The sequence below is a fragment of the Pseudoalteromonas sp. G5_S1_14_S5 genome (assembly GCF_054968605.1).
On the sequence record NZ_JBQKUM010000082.1, the window covers coordinates 1 to 20,349 of the forward strand.

At 44.0% G+C, this 20,349-nt stretch carries 17 protein-coding genes and 2 pseudogenes; 8 read left to right on the plus strand and 11 right to left on the minus strand.

Annotated features, from left to right (window positions below; genetic code table 11):
* Positions 1 to 33: 33 nt before the first annotated feature.
* The 3 genes and pseudogenes from ACTRWI_RS18850 to ACTRWI_RS18860 form a co-directional block, all read right to left on the minus strand.
* Positions 34 to 1,257, minus strand: a complete 1,224-nt coding sequence (locus ACTRWI_RS18850; RefSeq protein ID WP_499133309.1) for a DUF819 family protein — start codon at positions 1,255 to 1,257, stop codon at positions 34 to 36.
* A 514-nt stretch (positions 1,258 to 1,771) separates the two neighbouring features.
* Positions 1,772 to 3,690, minus strand: a pseudogene (locus ACTRWI_RS18855) (monovalent cation:proton antiporter-2 (CPA2) family protein).
* Complete coding sequence (locus ACTRWI_RS18860) at positions 3,690 to 4,307, minus strand: NAD(P)H-dependent oxidoreductase (RefSeq protein WP_499133311.1); 618 nt, start codon at positions 4,305 to 4,307, stop codon at positions 3,690 to 3,692. The pseudogene ACTRWI_RS18855 and the gene ACTRWI_RS18860 overlap by 1 nt, the downstream one beginning before the upstream one ends.
* Before the next feature lie 304 nt (positions 4,308 to 4,611).
* On the opposite strand from ACTRWI_RS18860, the gene ACTRWI_RS18865 reads away from it, so the two are divergent.
* Positions 4,612 to 4,896, plus strand: coding sequence for a hypothetical protein (locus tag ACTRWI_RS18865; RefSeq protein ID WP_499133312.1), 285 nt, complete (start codon positions 4,612 to 4,614; stop codon positions 4,894 to 4,896).
* Positions 4,897 to 4,994: 98 nt separating this feature from the next.
* Here the strand turns inward: ACTRWI_RS18865 and ACTRWI_RS18870 are convergent, their stop codons facing one another.
* Positions 4,995 to 5,120, minus strand: a complete 126-nt coding sequence (locus tag ACTRWI_RS18870; protein WP_499133313.1) for a hypothetical protein — start codon at positions 5,118 to 5,120, stop codon at positions 4,995 to 4,997.
* A 232-nt stretch (positions 5,121 to 5,352) separates the two neighbouring features.
* On the opposite strand from ACTRWI_RS18870, the gene ACTRWI_RS18875 reads away from it, so the two are divergent.
* Entirely contained in the window at positions 5,353 to 5,787 is a 435-nt protein-coding gene (locus ACTRWI_RS18875) for a YccF domain-containing protein (RefSeq protein WP_499133314.1), read from the plus strand.
* A 305-nt stretch (positions 5,788 to 6,092) separates the two neighbouring features.
* Here ACTRWI_RS18875 and yiaY read toward each other — a convergent pair.
* Positions 6,093 to 7,240 (minus strand): annotated as a pseudogene (gene yiaY, locus ACTRWI_RS18880) (L-threonine dehydrogenase).
* Between the two features lie 551 nt (positions 7,241 to 7,791).
* Between yiaY and yjjG the strand changes: the two are divergent.
* Both yjjG and yddG read left to right on the plus strand, forming a co-directional pair.
* A complete protein-coding gene (yjjG, locus tag ACTRWI_RS18885; RefSeq protein ID WP_499133315.1) occupies positions 7,792 to 8,466 on the plus strand; it encodes a pyrimidine 5'-nucleotidase in 675 nt (224 codons plus the stop codon).
* A 183-nt stretch (positions 8,467 to 8,649) separates the two neighbouring features.
* On the plus strand, positions 8,650 to 9,579 hold the full coding sequence (gene yddG, locus ACTRWI_RS18890) for an aromatic amino acid DMT transporter YddG (protein WP_499133316.1): 930 nt from the start codon (positions 8,650 to 8,652) through the stop codon (positions 9,577 to 9,579).
* A 36-nt stretch (positions 9,580 to 9,615) separates the two neighbouring features.
* On the opposite strand, the gene ACTRWI_RS18895 is transcribed toward yddG, so the two are convergent.
* Complete coding sequence (locus tag ACTRWI_RS18895; protein ID WP_499133317.1) at positions 9,616 to 10,512, minus strand: cation diffusion facilitator family transporter; 897 nt, start codon at positions 10,510 to 10,512, stop codon at positions 9,616 to 9,618.
* A gap of 282 nt (positions 10,513 to 10,794) precedes the next feature.
* Here ACTRWI_RS18895 and ACTRWI_RS18900 point away from each other — a divergent pair, with 282 nt between their 5' ends.
* The gene (locus ACTRWI_RS18900) at positions 10,795 to 11,151 is read left to right on the plus strand and encodes a hypothetical protein (protein ID WP_499133318.1); all 357 of its coding nucleotides are present in this window, start codon (positions 10,795 to 10,797) and stop codon (positions 11,149 to 11,151) included.
* A 10-nt stretch (positions 11,152 to 11,161) separates the two neighbouring features.
* Here ACTRWI_RS18900 and ACTRWI_RS18905 read toward each other — a convergent pair whose 3' ends face one another.
* Positions 11,162 to 12,040, minus strand: a complete 879-nt coding sequence (locus tag ACTRWI_RS18905) for a LysR family transcriptional regulator (protein WP_499133319.1) — start codon at positions 12,038 to 12,040, stop codon at positions 11,162 to 11,164.
* A gap of 161 nt (positions 12,041 to 12,201) precedes the next feature.
* Between ACTRWI_RS18905 and ACTRWI_RS18910 the strand changes: the two genes are divergently transcribed.
* Entirely contained in the window at positions 12,202 to 12,792 is a 591-nt protein-coding gene (locus ACTRWI_RS18910; RefSeq protein ID WP_499133320.1) for a class I SAM-dependent DNA methyltransferase, read from the plus strand.
* Positions 12,793 to 13,120: 328 nt separating this feature from the next.
* Here ACTRWI_RS18910 and ACTRWI_RS18915 read toward each other — a convergent pair whose 3' ends face one another.
* The 4 genes from ACTRWI_RS18915 to yccS form a co-directional block, all read right to left on the minus strand.
* Positions 13,121 to 14,383 (minus strand): hydroxymethylglutaryl-CoA reductase, encoded by a 1,263-nt coding sequence (locus tag ACTRWI_RS18915; protein WP_499133321.1) that lies wholly within the window; start codon positions 14,381 to 14,383, stop codon positions 13,121 to 13,123.
* Positions 14,384 to 14,680: 297 nt separating this feature from the next.
* Complete coding sequence (locus ACTRWI_RS18920) at positions 14,681 to 14,839, minus strand: hypothetical protein (protein ID WP_499133322.1); 159 nt, start codon at positions 14,837 to 14,839, stop codon at positions 14,681 to 14,683.
* A gap of 117 nt (positions 14,840 to 14,956) precedes the next feature.
* The gene (locus tag ACTRWI_RS18925) at positions 14,957 to 15,118 is read right to left on the minus strand and encodes a hypothetical protein (RefSeq protein WP_499133323.1); all 162 of its coding nucleotides are present in this window, start codon (positions 15,116 to 15,118) and stop codon (positions 14,957 to 14,959) included.
* 356 nt (positions 15,119 to 15,474) lie between these two features.
* Positions 15,475 to 17,658 (minus strand): YccS family putative transporter, encoded by a 2,184-nt coding sequence (gene yccS / locus ACTRWI_RS18930; RefSeq protein ID WP_499133324.1) that lies wholly within the window; start codon positions 17,656 to 17,658, stop codon positions 15,475 to 15,477.
* A gap of 177 nt (positions 17,659 to 17,835) precedes the next feature.
* Between yccS and helD the strand changes: the two genes are divergently transcribed.
* Together helD and ACTRWI_RS18940 are read left to right on the plus strand one after the other, a co-directional pair.
* Positions 17,836 to 19,911 carry a DNA helicase IV gene (gene helD / locus ACTRWI_RS18935; RefSeq protein WP_499133325.1) on the plus strand — a complete coding sequence of 692 codons (2,076 nt, stop codon included), beginning with the start codon at positions 17,836 to 17,838 and terminating at the stop codon, positions 19,909 to 19,911.
* A gap of 82 nt (positions 19,912 to 19,993) precedes the next feature.
* Positions 19,994 to 20,344: a VOC family protein gene (locus ACTRWI_RS18940; protein ID WP_499133326.1), complete on the plus strand. Its 351-nt coding sequence runs from the start codon at positions 19,994 to 19,996 to the stop codon at positions 20,342 to 20,344.
* Positions 20,345 to 20,349: the final 5 nt, after the last annotated feature.

The following is a 20,349-nucleotide window of genomic DNA, read 5'->3' on the forward strand; positions in this document are numbered from 1 at the left end:
TTTAATGGGTAACTTGCGTTCAGGTTAGTTTAATTAACCCGCAGCAGCCTGCATGATTAGGCCACAGATGTAAGCACCGTATGTACCTAATGCGTAACCGAGTACCGCCATCAAGATACCTACTGGAGCCAATGCTGGGTGGAATGCTGCTGCAACCACAGGAGCCGATGCTGCACCACCAACGTTAGCTTGGCTACCTACTGCCATGAAGAACAGTGGTGCACGAATGATTTTCGCCATCGCAATCATGAGTAGGGCATGGATAGTTAGCCATGTGATACCAATGAAGAAGTAACCTGGGTTGTCAAAGATTGCTGTAACGTCCATTTGCATACCGATGGTAGCAACTAGGATATAAATGAACGCTGAACCAATTTTCGATGCGCCACTGTGCTCTAGGCTACGTGTCGATTTGAAGCACGAAGCGATCAAGGCGAACGTTGTAACCATAACGATTAGCCAGAAGAAGCCAGATGTTAGGCTGTATTTTGCTAGTTCTGGAGCATTCGTTGAGATCCATGGTGCGATTAGGTCACTGAAGAAGTGAGCAAGGCCTGTTAGACCAAAGGCAATCCCAGCGATCTTCATGAGATCGGTTGTTGTTGTCGGGCGAGCGTTTTCTTCTTGGTATTTCGATACCGTTTCTTTCAGCTCTTCGATTGAAGAAGTGTCTGCTTTTAGCCATGCGTCAATTTTCTTCTGACGACCAGCCATAATCAGTAGCACTGCCATCCAGATGTTTGCACAGATAACGTCAACCGTAATCATTGCTGAGAACAGTTTATCATTTACCTCGAACACTTCTTTCATCGCAGCTTGGTTTGCACCGCCACCAATCCAAGAACCTGCAACTGTCGTTAGGCCGCGCCACACGTCACCAGAGACAAGGTCAGGGTTTACTTGGTCGATGATTACAATCGCCAGAGGACCACCAATGATAATACCAACGGTACCGGTCAGGAACATGATGACGGCTTTTGAGCCAAGACCAAAGATCTTACGAAGGTCCGCTGAAATGATCAGTAGAACCAGTGCCGCTGGTAGTAGGTAGCGGCTTGCTACGAAGTATAGTTTTGAGTTTGACGCATCGATGATACCAAAGCTGTTCAACAATGAAGGAACAAAGTAGCAGAGCAATAGGCCAGGGATGAATGAATAGAATTTTTTCAGTGCGCTGTTTTGGCTACTTTCCGTGATAAATACACCGCCAAGAATAACAGCTAACATGCCCATAATTACGGCATCATTAGTGATCATTATTATATCTCCTTTAAGGTGAGCGCATAGGTCTCACTTTTTTGATGGCAGGACTATACCGATAACTTCAATTCGTTACAAATTGTAACGATAGACACCTGTTGAAATATTTATGTTAATTAGATTGGCTTTAATTTGTGAATTAGACGATTCAGGTATTGATTTTGTGTATGTTTTTGTGAAAGTTAGTAAGGTCAACTTTGATATATGCAATGGTTTTCAACGCCCTGAAACTGGTTGTCGGAATTTTAGCTGAGTTCAATATGGTTAAAATAAGTGCATATAAACCATATTTTTACCAAGGTTTATTTATGGTGGGTATGTTTCAAAAATGTAAAAAGTGAATTCATTTTTGAAGAGTGGGACTAGATTAAAAATTATAAACTGATCACATTAATTGCGATTATTATCCGCCTAGATGTCAATAAATAGCTCTTGTTTACGGTATTTAGATGCCATACAAAAAGAAAAAGCGACTAAATAGCCGCTTTTAGCTAGGTTTAAGAATCGATGTCTATGATTCCTCTTCCTCAAAACCGTCTGCATAACCTTTTGGAGGTAGTGTCCTACCACGCTCTGAGCGAGAGTGCTTATCGGAGCGGCCTTTCTTCATATCTTCTTTCATTGCTTCTTCGAGGTGAATAAATATCTGTCGATAGTTGTTGTCGTACCTTGGATTGTCTTCTGCTTCCGACCAAGCTTTGAATAGCTTTTCAGACTTACGGCTTTCAACACGTTGATAGGTTGATTTCTGTTGCTCTACAAAGAATGGATGATGACCCAACGAGCGTAAAGCTTGTGCGCCCATTTCTAGTGCTGAGTGGTAGGTTTCTGATTCGACGAAATCAGCGCCAGCTTCTCTCAAGCGGTAGCTATGACCACGGTCGAACGCACGAGCCAAGATTTTTACTTTAGGATAGGTGTGCTTTACGTATTTGACCAACTCTACGCTAGAGTCTTGATTATCGATGGCCACAACAAGCATTGCTGCTTCTTCGATACCTGCAGTGTGCAATAGGTCGTGACGAGTCGCATCACCAAAGTAAGACTTAATATTAATAGAGCGCAGCACATCTACTTGGTTAGCCTGATGGTCCAGAACCACCGTTTTAACATCATTCGATACCAATAAGCGGTTAACGATCTGACCGAATCGACCGATACCAGCAATGATGACAGTGCCTTTCTCTTCGATAGTATCTTCTTCACGGTCATTATATTTTTGCTCGTAACGAGGAAGGATTACCTTATCAAACAGAATAAACAGGCCTGGAGTTAGGAACATCGAAAGAGCAACCACTAGTGATAGCGTTTGAACTAGGTCAGCTGGTAGTACGTAGTTTTGCGCAGAGAAGCTTAATAGTACGAATCCGAATTCACCGGCTTGTGCCAAGCTCAGTGTAAATAACCAACGGTCACTATTTTTGATTTTAAATATCAGCGCGAGGGTGAATAGTACTAGTGCTTTAAGTGCCATTACACCAATTGTTAGACCGATGATAAGTGCAAAGTCGTTGAACAAAACACCAAAGTCGATGCCTGCACCTACCGTGATAAAGAACAGACCAAGTAATAACCCTTTGAATGGGTCGATGTTCGATTCCAGTTCGTGTCTGAATTCACTGTTCGCTAATACCACGCCCGCAAGGAAAGTACCCAACGCAGGTGATAGACCGACAAGGCTCATCAGCGCAGCAATACCAATAACCAGCATCAGAGCGGTCGCTGTGAAGATTTCACGCAGGCCAGAGCTTGCCACGAAACGGAATAGTGGGCGACTTAAGTAGTGCCCGCCAACGACAACGATAGCAATCGATGCAGTAATCACAAGACCGTAAGCCCAGCTTGGAAGGCCTGCCACTAAACTCAACTCATTGTGGTGTGCTGCGGTTTGTGCTGCGGTTTCAGCCAAAGTAACCAACTCAGGCAATGCAAGTAAAGGAATGAATGCCAGCATCGGAATTACGGCAATATCTTGGAATAAAAGAACCGAGAAAGCATTCTTACCGCCTTCGGTCTTTGATAGCCCTTTTTCATTGAACGTTTGGAGAACGATTGCTGTTGAAGAGAGTGCAAAGATTAAGCCGATAGTGAGAGCGATACTCCAAGGTTGACCAAATACAAGAGCAATGCCCATTACAATGGCTGCGGTGCCTCCCACTTGCAGGCCACCAAGCCCCATCAAGCGGTTTCGCATTGCCCATAGCATCTTAGGCTCAAGTTCAAGGCCAACTAGAAACAGCATCATCACCACGCCGAATTCGGCAAAGTGCTGAATTGTGGTTGTCTCTTCACCCACAAGACCAATGATAGGGCCGATGACAACACCGGCAATCAAATAACCGAGCACTGAGCCTAATCCTAACCTTTTAGCAATCGGTACTGCGATAACAGCAGCAACTAAATAAATGCTTGTAGAAAATATCCCGTCATTATTTAACCTCAGCTTTTAAATCTTCAATGTAGTGATTGAGCTTTTCTGCCCTACCGGCTTTCTTTACGTTCACTTTGCCAGCAACTAACGCCTCTAATAGAAACTTATAGTTGTCTACATGCTCTTGAATGCGGTTTTCTTCCAGAGCGGTACGTGAACCAAATAACGCGAAGGGGGCAAGATAGTTCATGCCACATAATGAAGCTGTTTGCTCAATAGGATGCAGCAATTCTCTGATGGTGAAATGGTTGTAGCCATCGCATTGGTAGGCGTCTTGTTTACCGCCAGCTGTGATACTACAGACTAAGCTTTTGCCTTCTAATTCATTGCCATCCGTGCCGTAGGCAAAACCATACTCAAGAACAAGGTCTTGCCACTCTTTTAGAATTGCAGGAGTTGAATACCAATAAAGTGGGAATTGAAAAATGATGATGTCATGGTCCAACAGGCGTTTCTGTTCATGATCGATGTTAATTTTGAAAGTTGGATATTCAGCGTAGAGGTCAACACAGGTCACGCCATCAATACGCTTGGCTTGTTCGAATAAGGGTTTGTTTGCTTCAGAGCGATGCTGAGAAGGGTGGGCGAATAGCACCAAGACTCGATTTTTCGACATAAAGCCCTCTTTGTCCGTTAACGAATAATGCTTATTGGAATTATAGATACACGATAATAGAAGAATGATTGAAGAACAACGAATTAGCCCATACTTATCTATTTAGATACATAGGTTTACCGAGTGTTTAATTATATAAAACATGCTCTGATTTAGGAGTGTCTCGCCCCTCCACTCTACGACTAAGTAAAACTAATTATTCGTGAATAATAAAAGCGAATCAGCGTATTTTATGTCAACGTTGGTAGAGAGCGTAAAGAATTCAATCTCTCTACATAGAACAACAATGAATAAAGGAAAAAGTATGAGCATGGACTTGCGGCAAAAGTGTAATTTGTTTCTTTCAGGTCACTTAGATCCGACTCCGGCACAAACATTTGCTCAGATGGCTGAATGGTGTGAACAGCACAAAATACATCACGATACATACTGGGATGGTGAGTTCATCGAAGGCTTTGAAACCAAAGTCGCAGAGTTGCTTGGTTATGAAGCGGCTGTGTTTGTGATCACTGGCACCATGAATCAACCAACAGCGCTAGAGATCGCCTTGATCGATATCTTAGACTTCATTAGCGAAGCTCTGATTTGAGTGCAAAGAAACTGAATTGAATGTGGTGAGGAGTGCTCATTAGAATGAATACAAGCGGGCTTGCTTGTATTCATTCAGACAGAGATAGCGGGACAGTGTTACATATATTGGTTGATATACACGTCGACTAGGAACATGAATACAGGAATGGTGCTAAGAACTCCGAAGAAGACGATAGGCACCCAGTTTTTCACTTTCTTTTTAGGTTGCTCTGTATTGTTCATAGTTTCGACCTTAAATTCGTTGTTTAGTCTGCGCTTTAGTCAGAACTGAATGGTATCAAATAAATTCAATGAGCCCTATGTGGATTTAGTGTTTCGTGGCGTGTATCAAACACAAAATAGCGTTGATTCATAAACGGTTCATAAAGGCTCAACAATAATAAACCCATTGAAACAAGCAGTGCCTTATTTGGCATAGTAATTAAATTGCATTCAGAGAGTTGGAGAATACAGAATGAAAACAATAGGTAACATCATTTGGTTTCTGTTCGGTGGCGTATTTATGGGATTGGCGTGGTGGTTCTTTGGGCTGCTTGCATTCCTTACCATCGTTGGTATTCCGTGGGGTAGAGCGTGTTTTGTTATGGGGAACTTCTCGTTCTTTCCATTTGGTCAAGAAGCCATTTCTCGTGATGAACTGACTAATGAAATGGATATCGGGACAAGCCCATTAGGTATGATAGGTAACATTATATGGTTCTTGTTTGCAGGTATTTGGCTTGCAATTGGTCATATCATGTCGGCTGTGGCGTGCTTCATTACTATCATCGGTATTCCATTTGCGATTCAGCATCTTAAGCTAGCGATTATCTCATTGGCACCAATCGGTAAAACAGTGGTAGATAAACGCGAAGCAGAAGCGGCACGAGTAAGAAATTACAAAAGTTAAGATTTCTGTTTATCTTTTGGCTGGCTGTGACAATCATCCGTTTCTTTTGCAAGAGCAGAGTGGGTAGCGAGTGATGCCAATAATGAAGTGCTAACTGTCTAACGGCTCAATGGAACCTGTTTGTTATTCTATGGCTTAATAATTTGACTATAAATAAGTATATGAAAATATAAGACTTTAAATGATGTTTAACTGGAATTGTGGTTGTTCAAAACAGAGGGTTGAATCGCGTATGGCAGGCACAGAAAACGGGCTCTAAAAGTGAGCCCGTTTGTTGGTTAGCTTGTAAGTGACTTAACGTTAGATTACATTGCCGCTTCGAAAATCGCAGAGATTTCTTCGTGAGTCGCTTGTTTAGGGTTAGTAAAACCACATGCATCTTTCAGTGCGTTGTCAGGCAATGTAGGAATGTCTTCTAGTTACGCACCAAGTTGCGCGATACCAGTTGGGATGTTCACATCATTCGCTAGTTGAACAATCGCTTCGATGGCTGCTTCTGCACCTTGCTCTGGGGTCCTACCTTCAACATTCACGCCCATTGCTTTCGCAACATCACGTAGGCGCTCAGGACAAACTTGCGCGTTGTAGCGTTGAACATGTGGGAGTAAGATAGCGTTACATACGCCGTGTGGAAGGTCGTAGAAGCCACCTAATTGGTGCGCCATCGCGTGAACATAGCCCAGTGATGCGTTGTTGAACGCCATACCCGCCATGAACTGTGCGTAAGCCATTTGCTCACGAGCTTCAATGTCTTCGCCTTGTGCTACAGCTGTTCTTAGGTGTGTTTGTACAAGTTCAATGGCTTTAATCGCTACTGCGTCTGTAATGGGTGTCGCTGCGATAGAAACGTAAGCTTCGATTGCGTGTGTTAGTGCATCCATACCCGTTGCAGCAGTCAATGATGCAGGCTTAGCAAGCATTAGCTCAGGATAGTTTACTGAGATAAGCGGTGTTGTGTGCTTATCAACGATAGCCATCTCAATGTGGCGATCTTCATCTGTAATGATACAGAAACGTGTCATTTCAGAAGCAGTGCCCGCAGTGGTGTTGATAGCGATAAGAGGCATCATAGGTTTTTCAGATTGGTCAACACCTTCGTAATCTGCAATCTTGCCGCCGTTAGAAGCCAAAAGTGCAATACCTTTTGCACAGTCGTGTGGAGAGCCGCCGCCAAGAGAGATAACAAAGTCACAGTCGTTGTTTGTGAGCAGCTCAAGGCCATCGTTTACGTTTGTGATGGTTGGGTTTGGTTGAGTACCGTCAAATACCACAGCACCCACACCGCGTTCGCCAAGAAGGTCCTGAACCTGCTTAACCACACCAATTTGGTTTAGGATTTTATCGGTTACGATAAGACCTTTTTTAAAACTTTGAGACTGAATACTATCAGCAGCATCCTTTAAACAGCCAGTACCCATGAAGTTGATTGTCAGATGTAAAATGCACTAGACATTGGAAAACTCCGGTTAATTATGATTTTTAATTACCTCTATGTTGTCGGCAAACAACTGGTCGAGCATTGATCTGGAACAACTTTGATTCCGAACTACCACTTTCTGGTTATTGGTTGTGATAGGGCTCATATAGCAATTGTTTCTATGGTTGTTTGATGTGTATCTTGTCAGTTTTGGTTTACGTTCTTCATTTATTGGCTCTTGAATCGAATCGGTATCGCACACGGTCTGAGTTTCTGGTTGCTCAGGCGAATCTCACGTCTCTTGTGGTTCTTCATCTTAGTATTTGACCAGGAATGAAGTGAGCATGACGGATGACGGTAAGAAGTGCTTCATAGTACCTCCCTGTACAGTTCGTGTATTACCTTTATGATATTTGTTCAGTATGTGGGAAAATTTGCGGTACATCATGACTTGTTGCTTGTTTTCTACAAATTCTTAGAACTATATTCAGGCTCACAAAAATGGTAGTAGAATGCATACTTAACCGTGAGGTTAGGAAAGAACAAAATATAAACACGGCTCGATAGCGCGAATAATAGGACAGATAATGAAGTACGATTGGATATTCTTTGATGCGGATGAAACCTTGTTCCACTTTGACGCTTTTCAAGGAATGAAGCTAATGTTCTCACGTTTTGGTGTGGATTTTAGCGAGCAGGATTATTCCGTTTATCAAGAAGTAAACCTACCACTATGGGTAGAATATCAAGATGGCCGAATTACGGCTAATCAACTGAAGCACACACGTTTCGAAAGCTGGGCTGAAAAGTTAGAAACAACAACTGCAGAATTAAACAGTGCATTCCTAACAGCAATGGCGGACATCTGTTCTCTTCTACCGGGTGCCAAAGAGCTAATGGAATCGTTACAAGGCAAGGTGAACATGGGCATTATTACCAATGGCTTCACTGAGCTGCAATCGATCCGTTTAGAGCGCACTGGCATGACTGATTACTTCGAGCATGTGATCATTTCTGAAGAAGTCGGCGTTGCTAAGCCAGATGCTGAGATCTTTGAACATGCACACAAGCTTGTCGGCTTACCAGCAAAGCAGCGCATTTTGATGGTGGGTGATAACCCACACTCTGATATTTTAGGTGGCTTAGACTTTGGTATCGAGACCTGTTGGTTAAACAGACAAGAGAAGGCGACGCCAGAAGGTATTAACCCTCATTATCAAGTGAAGTCTCTAGCTGAGCTGCAAGCACTTCTGCTAGCGTAACGGCTCACTGACTTTAGCTTTATTCCTTGATCATCACTTTATTCGTTGATCACTAATAGCCGAGTACAATTCTGTGCTCGGCTGCTTAATTTCTACAGGTTTCACTTTTCGATTGTAGTACTCAAGCGTAATTATGCTTTAAGCTGCCACGATAACCACTCATAATAAATAGAAGGAATAAGTGTGCTGAAATCTCATCGCCATAGCTGCTACGGTATTGCTGCCATTTTACTTTGGAGCTGCTTAATTGCGTTGTCTCGTAGTGTATCAGAGCAATTAGGCCCAATCGGCGGCGCAGCCAGCCTTTATACTGTGAGTTCACTGTTTTTGGTTTGCGTGATGGGGTTACCTAAGCTGAAACGCTTCTCAAAGTCTTATTTGTTGATTGGTGGTGCGCTGTTTGTTTGCTACGAGATCTTTCTAGCTTTAGCGTTAGGCATGGCAAATAACCGACATCAGGCCTTAGAGATGGCGGTTATCAACTACCTTTGGCCAGCGCTGACAGTATTGTTTGCGGTATTACTCAGCGATAAAAAGATAAATTGGCTGGTTTACCCAAGTATCTTTTTAGCTTTCTTTGGTGTGGCTTGGAGCATCAGTGGCGACCAAGGTCTCTCTGTTGAACAGATTGCGGCAAATATCGCGACTAACCCTAAAACTTATTCGATGGCGTTCTTCGGCGCGATTATTTGGGCGGTTTACTGTAATTACACTCAGAAAGTTGCGAAAGGGCAGAATGCGATTGTGCTGTTCTTTATTGTTACAGCTATCACGTTGTGGATCAAATATGCACTGAGCAGCGAAACCGGTATGGTAATGACGAGCAGTGCCGCGATTGATTTGGCTTTAGCTGGCGTGTGTATGGGCGCGGGCTACGCGCTTTGGAATACCGCAATATTGGGTGGCAACATGGTTTTTCTCGCGACTATGTCTTATTTCACGCCAATTTTTGCAACCTTACTCTCTTCTATGATTTTAGGTTTAACGCTGACTATCACATTTTGGCAGGGAGTATGTATGGTGACGATTGGGTCACTAGCCTGCTGGTGGGTTACAAGGGAGAAAAAGCCGACGGTTAAGGCGTCGGCTTCTGAAGAGATTCAATCTCAATAGCAATTGTGTTTATCTACCGATTGCTGGGGTGATAAGTTAGCTCGCGATGTTGAGGTTCAGTTGAAGCTTATATGGCATCTTAGAGAGGCGTCGCTTTAGTTGGCGGCGCGTACGTTCAATATCATCGACCGCAATCGCTTGTTGGTCGTTGGTATGAATATCAACGTTGATTCTTAGCTCAGGACCAACCTTAGTCACACCGATTAGCTCCAAATCTTGTTCTGCTTCTTTGTCTACCGCGACAACGTTCTTATCTACCGCGTCACAAATTTCTTTGTTTGCCGACATCATTAGTAGCTCACGCATAGCTTCTCTTAGCATATCGAACGGTACTTTGATGAAGTAGAAAGACATCAGCACCATCATCATTGGATCGGCATAAACAGCGTATTCTGCGAGCGGTGAAAATGTCATTGACCACGCGACGACAAAACCAGCTGTTACCGCGACACTTAATAGTGTATCCATTTGCCACTGTTTAGATTCAGCCTGAATCAAGCCAGACGAAATGCTGTTACTTTTCTTAGCAATATACCACCACGCGTAACCACAGCCCAATACGTTAAAAATACCAAATAGAGTTGCGATAGAAGCGTCAACCTCACGACCGCCAGTCATCAAAGCACTAATTGCTGAATACAGTGAATAACCAACCACAAGTAAAATGACAGCGGCTTTAATCGTAATGACGATAGGCTCAATGATTGCACGACCGAACGGAAATTCACGGTCTGAAGGGCGATTAATGTATTTTGAGGCAGCTAGCGACAATAAAGTTAACAGTAAGCTGATAAGAGAATAGACGCCGTCAAATATTATGACCAGAGAGCCAACGAGAAGACCCAACACCAATCCGCCAATAGCGAAGCCTGATGCTAAAAGGGCTGAGAACAACAGAACTCGATTTTCGTTTTGGCTTTTCCTGTCACACATAATATTTTCCAGAAGTTTCTGATAATTTCATTGTTGTAATATTAAGCGTGATTTTCAAACTCTATCTGATAATGTTTCTTTTACAGAACATGGGTTTTTATATTATTTATTTAAATTCAATCTCTTAAGTTAATTTATTAGTGTCAGTAAAATTGACGATGACTGTTTTCGTGGACTAGTGTGCAACTGAATCAAGATCGCTTATCATTAATAAAACACATCATTGATCGGTGTTTTATAGCGCGGTGAAGGGCATTAGCGCTTGGGATAGTGGAAAAAAGGATGACGATGAAGTTTGATGATATTAGCGACAGCGATTTGTGGGCAATCGCTAACCCTATTATGGATAATTTAATGGAGGGTTCAACCAATGTGGATCATGCCCAACATTGTCGCGACTTTACTCAACGAATGAGGGACATAGTGACGCCTGAGTATTTAGAAAAGGTGTGTCATCATTATCAACACAGCAACGGCTTTTTTGCAGAGCGCGAACCTATTGCGGTGTTTAGGCGCTCTGATTCCGTTGCTTTTATATGGAAGCAAGCGTATACCATTGCCAAAGGCGAATTCGTTGCTGAAATGGTGTTAGTTGAAGAAGACGGATGCTATCTAGTGGATCACGTGATGGTCTTTTAACCAGCCTCAATTAGAAATCGAATAAGTAATCACTCAGCTGGTCCGCGAGCCAGTTCATACCTGGGTGCTCTGCCATCCCTGCTGCTGTAAACATACAGTAATCTTCTTGAGTTAGACCGTACGTGTGTTTGATCACTGCCAATTCTTGTTTACGCAGCAAGTGACGAATCAGCGGCTCTGGCATTACGCCCCATGCGTCTTCACGCAAAATTGTATCCAGCATAAAGTCAAAGCTAGAGAAACCAATGTAACGACGGGAGAAGGGCTCAAGCTCTGGGTTATTTTTTTCGTTGAGATAAACCATGGTCGCTTGCATCGAATTTCTTAACACCTCGTCAGAGACGCGGCGCATTGCACTCAGGTCATGTCCTTTTTTACACACAGACATCATCCGAATCTTACCAAGTGGGTTATAAATGATTCGTGGGTCGTCTACACGTTCATAATCAACGCCGAAGGCAAAATCAACTTGTTGAGTCTCGACAAGATTGGATAAGTCGCCACTGGATGCAAGAACGAAGTTAAAAGAGGTAGAAGGGTACTTGTTATTTAGCGTATGAGATAGATCTTGCCACATTTCATCGGGCAGAGAATCGTCGCGAGCAATCCATATCTCGGCGTTGAACTCACCAGAAACATGCAGGCAGGTTTGTTTAATACGCGCAGCGGTCACTAACATTCCTTCGCAATCTTTATAGATGGCTTTGCCTGCTTCAGACAGCTCGACGTGGTTGCCACTACGTACGAAAAGTTCGACATCTAACTCTTTTTCCAAGGCTTTGATAGACATACTAAGCTTGGTTCGGTTGCATTCTAGCTGGCGAGCAGCTTCAGAGACTGATCCTAAATCAGCAACAGAACAGAAGGCTTGGACTTGAGAAAGGTTCATTTCGTTTCCAGATTGAGCGGTTGTTGGTGCATATTATATGAATATTGTGCTGACTATCTTAGAAATAGTCCATCTTTGCATGATAACTCTATGACGAATTGACTAATTTAGTTTACTCTGAGCAGGTTCCGAACCTACAAGAAGTAAAGATGGAGGCCATGATGGCGAAACAATGGGACGAGTACGCCGTTGATTGGGATAAAGATCCTGCGACCGCAGTATTCGCACAGTCCGTATTTGACCAGTTAACACAGCTCGTTGATTTAAACGGAACCCGTGTCCTTGATTTTGGTTGTGGTACAGGACTACTCAGCCAAAAAATATCTCCTTTAGCAAAAGAGATCATCGCACTCGACATGTCTGAAGGGATGATTGAAGAGCTAGACAAGAAAGAGCTATCCAACGTTGAACCGGTTGTTGATATTCTATCGCGCGGGCTTGCAGCTCAGCATCCAGCATTCCGAAATCAGTTCGATTTAGTGGTGGCATCGTCGGTTTGTGGCTTTATCCCGAACCTACAAGACACAGTAAGCCTGATTTATACGCTACTCGAAAATGATGGCACATTTGTTCACTGGGACTGGTGCTTAGAAAACGACAGCGATGATTACGGCGTAAGCCCTGAGCGTTCAAAGAACGTATTGAGTGCTGCCGGGTTTTCTGTCGTTGAAGTATCGACACCTTTCTCAATTGATACCCCACAAGGCAAGCTAAAAGTGCTGATGGGCGTTGGACGTAAGTCGTTTATTTGAAGCCTTTGGCTAAGTATTTAGCGAGAATTAAAGTTCCAAACACGTCTTAGTGAATAAAGTAACACATAAATAACCGAACCCACATCAACGGTCTTAATGCCACTTATGTGGGTTTTCTATTTCTAGTAGCCTTGATAGCCAATGTTTTAAACGTTTGATGTTAGGTATTAAAAAACGCTAAATACAAATGTGTAATTAGCGTTCTGGACATTAAATCGTCAGATAGAGAGCAACCCCACAATATCACCAAGGGCTTAGTAATGAGCCACCAATCTGCTTTTCCATAATGCATGGACGGCAAAACCGAACATGCGAAATTGGATAAAAGCTATTTACGAGCTAACTTATGGTGAGCTCGTGAAAAGTGGCCTGCGCAAAATGCACCTACGATTGAAAGCTCACCGGCTAAACACAATGCAGCACAAACCTCAGCTAAGGCTTGAGATTTACCATTGCCGTGCAGGCCTAGCAAATCAAGACACGCTTTTTGGCTTGGAAGGTTTGTACCGCCACCAACAGTCCCCACCATTAGGTTAGGAAGCGTTACGCTTGCGTATAAACCGCCTTCTTTGTTCAGCTCCATACGAGTCATGCCGATGGCAGATTCTGCAACACACGCAGCGTCTTGTCCGCAAGCGATGTAAAGTGCAGCCAGTGCATTAGCGTAATGGGCATTGATACCGATAGTGCCGCTAAGAGCGCCGCCTACAGTAGTCATTTGACCAAACTGAACCATCTTCTCTGGCGTGGTATGTAGGTACTTAGCAACCAGTTCTGCTGGGATATTAACCTCAGCGGTTACCTTTTTGCCACGCACGCTGCGCAAAGTTTGGGTATTCGCTTTCTTATCACCCGACAAGTTACCATCAAGGAAGGCGTGGTCTGGTTTAACAGGGGTGTGTTCTATGATGTACTCAAATACCGCATTGGTCGCGATGGTAACCATATTCTGACCAGATGCATCCCCCGTAAGAAACTCAAACACCAAATAAACATGGTTGCCTTCAATGTTTATATTGATATCGGTAAGTTTGCCGTGGGAGGTGGTAGATTCAGCTAAGGTTTTAAACTTCTCATACTGGGTTACTGCCCATGCCACAAACTGTCCAGCTTCAACTAAACCTTGGAATGCAAAGCCAGGGGTACGCGTGACACCTTCATTGAGTAACATTGTACTCGCACCACCACAAGCACTAATGAGTTTTGAGCCTCGGTTATAAGATGCGACAAGTGCTGCCTCCGTTGTTGCCAGTGGAACTAGGTAATCACCCTGGGCAAACAAGCCATTAACGCGCAGCGGACCAGATATACCGACAGGCACCTTCACCGTTCCAACGAAGTGCTCGATGTTTTTTTCATAGGCTTGCATCTGAATTTCGGTATGAGGATCGAGTAGCTCTTGTTGTGATTCTGCGTTGTCGAGAGCCGTCCAACGGCGTGTCACATTCTTTTCGGTCAGGTAAGGGCTAGGTGTCAGCTTCTTTGTCGGCTTTTCAAAATGAGGCTGGAGTTTATTTTCTAATTCGTCTGCGGAGATATCGCCCCCTAAAATAGAAACATAGTCGCGGCGATGCAGATTTAGTTTTGGCATAAATAGTATGAAGTAAAGTTTGTGCAGCAAATTGGTTTGCGCTGATTCTACCGAGTAATTAACCAGAAACAAGCGCCAGATATAATGAGTTACAGTTTGTGCGCTTATTACATAAAAAAGCCTCTAAAGTGCTTGAGTTGTCTGGTTTCAAACTCTTGGAAACCATCATTGAACTTGATTGTAGTCTCGCTCAAATGATCAGCAAGGCTTAAATATGGGTGTCGATCAAGCTGCCAATGGCTTCGTTTTGGCGATCCACAACGCTAGCACCGACACGGTTATAGCTAGCACTCTGCGTTAATTTGACCAAGGTATCGCTTGAAGAAGCAGTAGGTTCTGTTTCTTTTTCTTTAAATGAAAGTGATTGCTCAGGTTCAACTCGATTAAAGCTGAAATCGCTGCTTCTTCAGCCATGCTAGCAGACTGCTGAATAATGGCGTAACCAGATATCGACATAGCAGCACCTTTAATTGACGTATGGGAAGTGTCTAGGTGGACGATATTTTAAGCGTAATGGTAAGCAGGTGAGATCTACAAAAAATAAACTTAAGCTAAAATAGTGAGGTCTGTCTATTAACTAAACAGATCGTTAAGTGCGTTTAGCTCTTCATCAGTAAGCAGAGCTGCTCTATCTGTTTCCAGGTTACCGTCGATCTCGCCTTGCAACGTTTTCAGTTGCTCCGGGCTAAGAAGTTGGATCTGCTGTTTAAATGCTTCAAACTGTTGAGTATTCATAATGTGACCTTGCTGCAATTCCATATGCTCTAATGAGAATAGGCTACTGTAACCAGAAATCAAACAAGATTAAGCGAATATTAAACTTATCTTGTCGTTTCCTAGACCTAAGGCAACTATAAATTTCTGTGGTCGCTTTTTGTCCGAGGAATGTTAAGCAAAGTTAAGGCTTGGTCAATCAAAGTCAGAAAGTCATGACAATGTAAAAATCGACTCACCCCTTATGTAGTAAGGCTAGGTGAGGAGTTGTCCTGCCCAAAGATAGGTATTGGCAGAGCAACCTGCAAACTTAACAAGTGATCAAAAGGCAGGCGATTGTCGCTATCTTTTTGTTTTTAAATTACTTTACGCTTCGTTCAAGAATCGTCAGTTTCAAACGCTTTGTTGATTTTTACTTTAACTGCAAATTTGGTTGCTAGCGTATGCAGTTCTGGAAGCATTCGATAAATCAAATGCAGCTGCTGTAGAACCATTCTGACAGAACTTTCATCTTCTTCTCGCCACTCACTCAAACGTTTATCCAAATCAGGATCGTATGAATTTTTGACTTCACACTGTTCGCAGTGAGAGAAAAGCTGATCATTGAGCGCGTCGAGGTGCTCATGGATGACACGGTGAGCATCTAAAACGAGTTTGTGTGTCGACTCGTCGTCGATACGTGTTCTATGAGCACCCAAAGCGGAAATGTAGCTTAATAGGGCATGGTTGAGCGTTAGGAAGCGGAAACTCTCATCTTCAGAAGTACGATATTTCCCAGGTTCGACTAACATACTGCTGATCGCCACGGTCAGGTTCGCATCGTTGTTGTGCGCACTGCGACGAGCGATACGGTAATTCAACGTGTCTTTTTTGCCTACACGATACTGACCGATGATCTGTGCCAAGTAGTTCTTGTTGGCATCGAGCGCGTCGGCCATGACCTTGTGTAGTCGTTTTGATTGCCAGTCGGGCAACACATAAACGACAGCTAGTACCGCGAGAGCACAGCCGATGAAGGTATCGGCAAGCCGCGGCAGAACCACAGCGTAGCCTTCACCAAGTTGGTTAAAGCAGAACAGTACCAATAGGGTGATGAAGCCTGTCGCGAAGCCGTAATTATTGATGCGGAACGCAAAGAACATCACGCCACTGATCACAATGAAGACCAATTGGCTCTCTTGAGAAGGGAAGAAGGTGAGCAGTGGAACACCTATCAACAATCCAGCAACGGTACCAAAAACACGAGCAGTCAGCTTTTGGCGTGTAGCACTGTAGTTGGGTTGGCAAACAAACAGTGTTGTTAGCAAGATCCAATAACCGCGTTCGATCTCAACCCCTTGGATGATCCCGTAGCCAAGTGTCAGTGTGATTGCCATACGAATCGCGTGGCGAAATAGCATAGAGTCCGTATGTAGGTTAGCTTTGATCTTTTGCAACATTGCCGACAACGTATGCGGGTTTGTGTCGTCTAATACGTCATCTTCTAGCTTTTCTGCATCTGGGTTACTAATGTTTGATAACTGCTTCTCAACGGTCGCTAGGTTATTGAACAGGTAACCCAGTTGGTTCAGCAGCGGCTTCCATTCGGGCTTATTCTGTTGGTGTAGATGATTAAGTGAAGACATCAGCTCATCTAGCGCCAATACAGACTTGTCACCATGTTGATATTCAGAACCAACCTGTAGTGAGCTCGCCACTTCTTTACATGCCGTTGCCTGCGCTTCCAGTAGGTATTTGAAGCGGAATAGCACGTCAGAGCGTTCAAAGTGTTTAGCAAGCTCTTGATAACGATAGTGGGTCGAACTTACACGCTCGTGAATGTCTTGCGCGATGAAATAAGTATTTAAGAAGCGGTCACTAGGGCCATCAATGTGTCCACGCTTAGAACGGTTAAGTAGCGTCGCTTTACACATGTTGAGCGCGTTCACGGTACTCGCATTTAATTTAGCTTCAATAATGCGGTGTGGCTGAGGAACAAGGTCAGATACTGGGTAGAAAAGCTCAGCCTTAGATTCCATGTAGGTGCCAATTTGGTCAAACACCGTGGCAAGGTTATGCTGTACGGGTTGCATTGGCCACACAATCTGCCAAATCATCGACATGAAGTAGTACCAAGCCGCGCCTGTTAATAGCAACAAAGGCTGGAACCATAAGTTGGTGCTCTCATGGGCACCTAGCATGGTGTAGATGGCCACTAGCAGCGAGCCAAACGCAATGCTTGCGTATTTCGGGCCAATTGCGCCTAGCATGATGAATGAGAATGTTGATGCAAATAGACCTAACGCGAACAACCACGGCGTGTCGAAAATAAGTTCAACAGAAAAGGCAGCGATTGCAAAACATATAAAGGTTAAGGTCAGGGCTTTGAGTCGTCCTGTAAAGCTATCGTCGCTTTCAGCCAGTGCGGCCGCGATGACACCTAGAATCAGTGGGGTGATGAGTGTGTTCTGTCCGTAATACCAAGCAGGCACTAATACACCGAGCAGAGTGATGAGAATTAATACGCTGTAATTTATGGTTTTATTTGCCCAATAGAGGCGTAATTTGGCTGAAAATTCCACAGTCACTCGCTTGACGTACTAAAAACCATAATCCTAACAGAAATCAAGCACAAGAATTTGATACTTATCCATAATTGTCCGTAGGTGGTCATGAAAGCGTCGATAAGATATGAGATATTATTAATTCTCATTGCATCATGATATAAATTCAATATTCCCAATTAAGAGCACACTCCAATGCAGCTAAGCGCTAACAAGACTGCACAATTTTTTATTCAAAATGAATACCATCAGGTTGAACTCGATGGTTCACGTCTGCTGTTGTCGTCAGTAGGCAGTGAGGAACGTATCCCGTTTACTATTTGGAGTGGCAAGATCGCGATCAAACGCGGACTGTTTTGGGGATCGTTACAGTTTTTTGCTAACCAACAAGACGGTAAGCAGCGCAGTTGGTTAGTTCAAGGTCTACCTTGGGACCAGTGTCGTCAATTTGCACGCGCATCGGTGGCGGCATACCAGAAGTGGCACGACACACAATGCGAGCAGTTGGCCGAACACGTGCCTCAATGGGAAGCTGAGCTTCTACGGTTAGAGCAACTTCCAGCCTTTCTTCCTCATTCTAAAGTCAACACTTGGGTAGAGAGTGTTAACTCTGGCCTAGAGAGTATGACGATGACCCTGGACGAAGCTGCACAGCGTATGCCAAATCGCATCGCAAGACTGCAGCCGTGGTTATCTGACACCGAGGCTAAGCAAGCGGAAAGAAACCAGCAATGGCTAGAGACAGAGAGAAAAAACTGGGAAGTCTTGTTTGCTCAATGTGAGTCATCTCCGTTGAACTTGTCCCAGCAATACGCGGTGTTAATGAACGATGACCATAACCTGATTCTTGCAGGTGCGGGCTCAGGGAAAACCAGTGTTCTGACAGCACGTGTCGCTTATTTATTGCAAAGTCATCAAGCGCAAGCCGAAGAGCTTTTATTGCTTGCTTTTGGTCGTGAAGCGGCCGAAGAAATGAAGCAGCGCCTCGACAGCAAAATTGGTTTGTCGGCTGAGAAAGTTCAAGTGAATACCTTCCACCAGTTGGGTTTGAAGATCTTGAATGAGGTTGAAGCCGAACGTGTGGTCATTTCTCCCCTTGTTTTGGATGATAACCAGCGCCAAGCTTGGTGCATTGATTGGTTGAAGAAGCACTGGATGACGCCGACCAACTTCAAACGTTGGCAGAAGCATTTGTCTAAATGGCCAATTGCTTACCTGACGGGTGATGACGAGCTAGGCAGCCATGTTTCGAATCTTAAGCTAATTGGCTGGCTTGAAAAGCAACTAGAACAGTTGAACGCATCAGGCTTAACCAAGAAAGAGGTACAGCAGCAGCTTATCGATCACCGAGATTACACACGCCTTAACAGTGAGCTATCCCTGTGCTGGCCCTGTGTGACGGCGTGGCAGAAGGCATTGAAGGAAGAGAACCATATCGATTTCTCGACCATGATCAGCCGTGCGACTCAGTACGTCGAAAAAGGTAAGTTTATCTCGCCTTGGAAGTTCATCATGATCGACGAATATCAAGACATCTCTCCTGATCGCCTTGCTTTGGTTGAGGCGCTGTGTAACCAGTCCAAAGCCGAACACCAAGCGTCTATTTTTGCCGTGGGCGATGATTGGCAATCAATTTACCAATTTGCAGGTGCAGACGTAGATTTAACTACAGGCTTCAAAGATCGTTTTGCGAGCTCGACGATTCATCACCTGGATACCACGTATCGTTTCAACAATCAGTTAGGTGCCGTGGCAAATCGCTTTGTGCAAGAAAACCCAATTCAGTTGCCGAAAGAGCTAAACAGCTTCAAGCAACAGAAGCAAAAGGCGGTCTATAGTGCGCCAAGTAAAGAGGTTGAGAAGATCCTTGATCAACTTAACCGCCAATCTAAAGGTAAAACCAACAAGTCGGTGTTAATGCTTGGCCGCAATCACTACCATAAACCTGAGTTGTTGGAAGACTGGAAGAAGATCTACACCTCGATTGATATCAACTTCATGACTTGCCATGCCAGTAAGGGTAAAGAATCAGACTTCGTTATTATCCTTTGCGTCGATGAAGGACAATTCCCAGCGAAGAAGAAGCAACTGCATATTGACGGCGCATTAACTGAATCCTCAGACGTGTTCCCATACGCGGAAGAACGTCGTCTGTTCTACGTAGCGATGACACGTGCTAAAGAGAAAGTGTGGATCACGCACAGCGGTGATGGTTCAGGCTTCGTACAAGAACTGCATGATTCTGACTACCCAGTAGTTCGTAAGAAATAGCTACTTAGACGAGGTGTCGATCAAGAGCTCAAGTTGCTTTCGCTGTATTTTATTTGCAGACATAAAGTAGAAGGGCATACATATGGAACATGGCTCAATCAATTACATCGAATTTTCCGCGAAAGATATTGCAGCGACCAAGGCGTTTTTTAGCCAAGTGTTTGGTTGGCGCTTTGAAGATTATGGTCCTGAGTACTCTGCCTTTGAAGGTAAAGGATTAATGGGCGGTTTCTACTTGGCTGATTTGTCTTCAGATGCAGAAAAGGGCGGGGCGTTGATGGTTTTCTACAGTGAAGATCTCGAACAGACCGAACGTGATGTGCTTGATGCGGGCGGAGAGGTCAATCGTGAAATATTCAGTTTCCCTGGTGGTCGACGTTTCCATTTTCGCGAGCCAAGCGGCAATGAACTGGCAGTCTGGAGTGATAAATAGCCTCT

Coding starts and splice junctions, on each gene's coding strand:
- ACTRWI_RS18850 (WP_499133309.1), bottom strand. CDS start 1,257: ATGATCACTAATGATGCCGTAATTATGGGCATGTTAGCTGTTATTCTT.
- ACTRWI_RS18860 (WP_499133311.1), bottom strand. CDS start 4,307: ATGTCGAAAAATCGAGTCTTGGTGCTATTCGCCCACCCTTCTCAGCAT.
- ACTRWI_RS18865 (WP_499133312.1), top strand. CDS start 4,612: ATGAGCATGGACTTGCGGCAAAAGTGTAATTTGTTTCTTTCAGGTCAC.
- ACTRWI_RS18870 (WP_499133313.1), bottom strand. CDS start 5,120: ATGAACAATACAGAGCAACCTAAAAAGAAAGTGAAAAACTGGGTGCCT.
- ACTRWI_RS18875 (WP_499133314.1), top strand. CDS start 5,353: ATGAAAACAATAGGTAACATCATTTGGTTTCTGTTCGGTGGCGTATTT.
- yjjG (WP_499133315.1), top strand. CDS start 7,792: ATGAAGTACGATTGGATATTCTTTGATGCGGATGAAACCTTGTTCCAC.
- ACTRWI_RS18895 (WP_499133317.1), bottom strand. CDS start 10,512: ATGTGTGACAGGAAAAGCCAAAACGAAAATCGAGTTCTGTTGTTCTCA.
- ACTRWI_RS18900 (WP_499133318.1), top strand. CDS start 10,795: ATGACGATGAAGTTTGATGATATTAGCGACAGCGATTTGTGGGCAATC.
- ACTRWI_RS18905 (WP_499133319.1), bottom strand. CDS start 12,040: ATGAACCTTTCTCAAGTCCAAGCCTTCTGTTCTGTTGCTGATTTAGGA.
- ACTRWI_RS18910 (WP_499133320.1), top strand. CDS start 12,202: ATGGCGAAACAATGGGACGAGTACGCCGTTGATTGGGATAAAGATCCT.
- ACTRWI_RS18915 (WP_499133321.1), bottom strand. CDS start 14,383: ATGCCAAAACTAAATCTGCATCGCCGCGACTATGTTTCTATTTTAGGG.
- ACTRWI_RS18920 (WP_499133322.1), bottom strand. CDS start 14,839: ATGTCGATATCTGGTTACGCCATTATTCAGCAGTCTGCTAGCATGGCT.
- ACTRWI_RS18925 (WP_499133323.1), bottom strand. CDS start 15,118: ATGAATACTCAACAGTTTGAAGCATTTAAACAGCAGATCCAACTTCTT.
- helD (WP_499133325.1), top strand. CDS start 17,836: ATGCAGCTAAGCGCTAACAAGACTGCACAATTTTTTATTCAAAATGAA.
- ACTRWI_RS18940 (WP_499133326.1), top strand. CDS start 19,994: ATGGAACATGGCTCAATCAATTACATCGAATTTTCCGCGAAAGATATT.